The sequence below is a fragment of the Longimicrobiaceae bacterium genome, from assembly GCA_035936415.1.
Taxonomy (GTDB): domain Bacteria; phylum Gemmatimonadota; class Gemmatimonadetes; order Longimicrobiales; family Longimicrobiaceae; genus JAFAYN01.
Window position 1 is genome coordinate 1 of sequence record DASYWD010000620.1, and the last position, 3,032, is coordinate 3,032.

Genomic DNA, 3,032 nt, shown 5'->3' on the forward strand with positions numbered 1-3,032 from the left:
GCGCCGCCCCGGCGGCCACCCGGGCGTCCTCATGCGCCAGGAGCGGGAGCAGCCGCTCGCCGTCCCGTCCCGCCAGCCGCTCCGCCGCGTCCAGCACCGCGCCGCGGACCTCCTCCGCCGGGGTCGCCTCGGCGGCGCGCAGGAGCGCCGGGAGGGTGTCCGGCGGGAAGAAGGAGAGGAGGCCCTTCAGCCCCTCCAGCGCGTCGCGGCCGGGATCGTCCTCCACCGTGCGGATCAGCTCCTCCACCGTTTCGGCCCGGGAGAGCCGATCGAACAGCGCGCGTACGGCGCGCAGGACGGAGGGCGCGAGCGCGCCCGGGCGGGTGGCGATCGCCACCAGCTCCCGCAGGAGCCCGGCGGCGCGGGGGAGGTTCCCGGAGGCGAGGAGCGTGGGGAGGAGGTCGCCGAGGATCCCCACGACCCTCTCCTGGCGCTCCGGCGTCCCGTCCTCCAGCCGGTCGAAGAGCCCGGAGAGGACGTCGCGCCAGAGGTCGCGCTCCTGCTCGCGGCGCACCTCGGCGTCCAGCCGGCGAAGGTCGGATTCGTCCAGGAAGTACAGCGCCTCGCGGAAGTCCTCCCGGCTCACGCTGGAGACCAGCGCCGGCTCCTCCTCGCGGGGCGGCGGCACGGGGCGCGGGGGCGAGTCCGGGGCGGCGGGGAGCGCCACTCCCTCCGGGAGCGCCTCCACGTAGCGGTAGCGCAGGTGCTTCCAGTCGCGGTCCCAGAGCAAGGTGAGGAGGTCGTCCTCGTCCGCCTTGAGGCGCTGGACCCGGACCAGGATGTCCAGGAGGACGGCAAGCTCCTCGTCTTCGAAGCCGGGGAGGAAGGTCAGCTCCCGGACCCCGTCCCGGTACAGGAGGAAGGCCAGGTCCTCCGCGCGCGTCTCGCCGCGGTACACCGCCTCTCCCTCCCAGGAGATCTCGTTCTCCTCCACGTGGAGCACCACGCGGGGGAGCACCTCCCAGAGCGCGGCGAAGCGCGCCTGCAGCGCATCCGCGAAGCGCTCGACCGCCGCGTTGTTCCCCTCGTAGAGGAGGTGCACGCGGAGCGAGCGCCCCAGGTCGCGTACCAGCTCCTGCACCGCCTCCCGCTCCACGGGCGGGGGGAGGTCCGGCGCGGGCCGTGCGTCCATCAGCGGGGCGTGGAGGCTCATACGGGGCGGGTCAGGCGGCACCGCCGGTGAGCTCGGCCACCTGCGCCACGTCCTTGTCGCCGCGCCCGCTGAGGCAGACCACCACCGGACCGGCCCCGGCCCACCGGGCCCCGTCGCGGAGGAGGTGGGCGATGGCGTGGGCGCTCTCCAGCGCGGGGATGATCCCCTCCAGCCGCGCCAGCCGCCCGAAGGCCTCCAGCGCCTCGGCGTCGGTCACCGAGACGTACTTCGCGCGGCCGGAGTCCTTGAGGTGCGAGTGCTCCGGTCCCACGCCGGGGTAGTCGAGCCCCGCGGAGACGGAGTGCGCCTCCTGCACCTGCCCGGCGTCGTCCTGCAGCAGGTAGGAGCGGCTCCCCTGGAAGACGCCGGGGGCACCGTGGGTGAGCGTGGCAGCGTGACGGCCGGTGTGCACCCCCTCCCCCGCCGCCTCCACCCCCACCAGCTCCACGCCCTCGTCGTCCAGGAAGGGGTGGAACGTCCCGATGGCGTTGGAGCCCCCGCCGATGCAGGCGACCACCGCGGCCGGGAGCCGCCCCTCCGCCTCGAGCACCTGCGCGCGCGCCTCGCGGCCGATCACGGACTGGAAGTCGCGCACCATGCGGGGGAAGGGGTCCGGCCCCACCGCGGAGCCCAGGACGTAGTGCGTGTCGCGGACGTTGGTGACCCAGTCGCGCATGGCCTCGTTGCCGGCGTCCTTGAGGGTGCGGGTGCCGCTGGTGACCGGCAGCACCTCCGCGCCCAGCAGGCGCATGCGGTAGACGTTGAGCGCCTGCCGGCGGATGTCCTCCTCCCCCATGTAGACCACGCAGGGGAGCCCGAAGAGGGCGCAGGCGGTGGCCGTGGCTACGCCGTGCTGGCCCGCCCCGGTCTCGGCGATGATCCGCCCCTTCCCCATGCGGCGGGCGAGGAGGACCTGCCCCAGCGAGTTGTTGATCTTGTGCGCGCCGGTGTGGTTCAGGTCCTCGCGCTTCAGGTACACCGTCGCGCCCCCCGCCGCCTCGCCCAGGCGGTGCGCCCGGTAGAGCGGGGTGGGACGGCCCACGTAGTCGCGCCAGAGGGCGCCCAGCTCCGCCCAGAACGCCGGGTCGGCGGAGGCCTGGGCGTAGGTGGCCGCCAGCTCGTCGAGGGCGGTGATGAGCGTCTCGGGGACGAAGCGTCCCCCGTAGGTCCCGAAGCGGCCCGGCGCGCCGGCCGGGGTCGCGGATGCGGCGGAAGAAGACATCGGCAGCTTACCTGCGTGGCTCGTGCGGGGGCCGGCGGAGCGCGGCCGCGAATTCCCGGAGCGCCCGGGGGTCCTTGATCCCGGGGGCGGACTCCACCCCGGAGCTGACGTCCACGACGTCGGGCCGGAGGAGGGCGACGGCGCGGGCGACGTTCTCCGCCCGCATCCCTCCCGCCGCCACCAGCGGCACCCCGTCGGGGAGGAGGCCGCGGAGCGCGGCCACCTCTTCCCACGGGAAGCGGACGCCGGTGCCGCCGTGCGCCCCCGGGGAGAAGCCGTCCAGGAGCAGGGCGTCCGCGTCGGCGGCGTAGCGCTCCACGCCGGAGCGGAACTCGTCGCCGGCGCGTGGACGGAGCGCCTTCCACACCCTCCAGCGCCCCTCGGCGCGCAGCTCCCGGAGCAGCTCCGGTGGCTCGTCGCCGTGAAGCTGCAGGACGTCGAGACCGGCCGCCTCGCCCGCCCGCCGCAGCTCCTCCGCGCCGGCGTCCACGAAGACGCCCACCCGGAGGACACCTAGCCCGGCGAGGAGTTCCCCTGCCGCCTCCGCGCCGACGGTGCGCTTCCCGCCAGGCGCGAGCACCACCCCCAGGTAGGCCGCGCCCTCCGCCGCCGCCGCTTCAGCGTCGGCGCGGCGGGTGATGCCGCACACCTTGAGGC

Annotated in this window: 3 protein-coding genes; all 3 read right to left on the bottom strand. The window is 75.5% G+C overall.

Annotated features, from left to right (window positions below; translation table 11 throughout):
• On the bottom strand, window positions 1-1,153 hold a 1,153-nt coding region (locus VGR37_24760), incomplete at its 3' end, for a hypothetical protein (GenBank protein ID HEV2150633.1).
• A 10-nt stretch (window positions 1,154-1,163) separates the two neighbouring features.
• Entirely contained in the window at window positions 1,164-2,375 is a 1,212-nt protein-coding gene (gene trpB / locus VGR37_24765) for a tryptophan synthase subunit beta (GenBank protein HEV2150634.1), read from the bottom strand.
• A gap of 7 nt (window positions 2,376-2,382) precedes the next feature.
• Window positions 2,383-3,032: phosphoribosylanthranilate isomerase (locus VGR37_24770; GenBank protein HEV2150635.1), on the bottom strand; the 650-nt coding region annotated here is incomplete at its 5' end.

Excerpts from the sequence above, each read along its gene's own strand:
- trpB (HEV2150634.1), bottom strand. The coding sequence starts at position 2,375 with ATGTCTTCTTCCGCCGCATCCGCGACCCCGGCCGGCGCGCCGGGCCGC.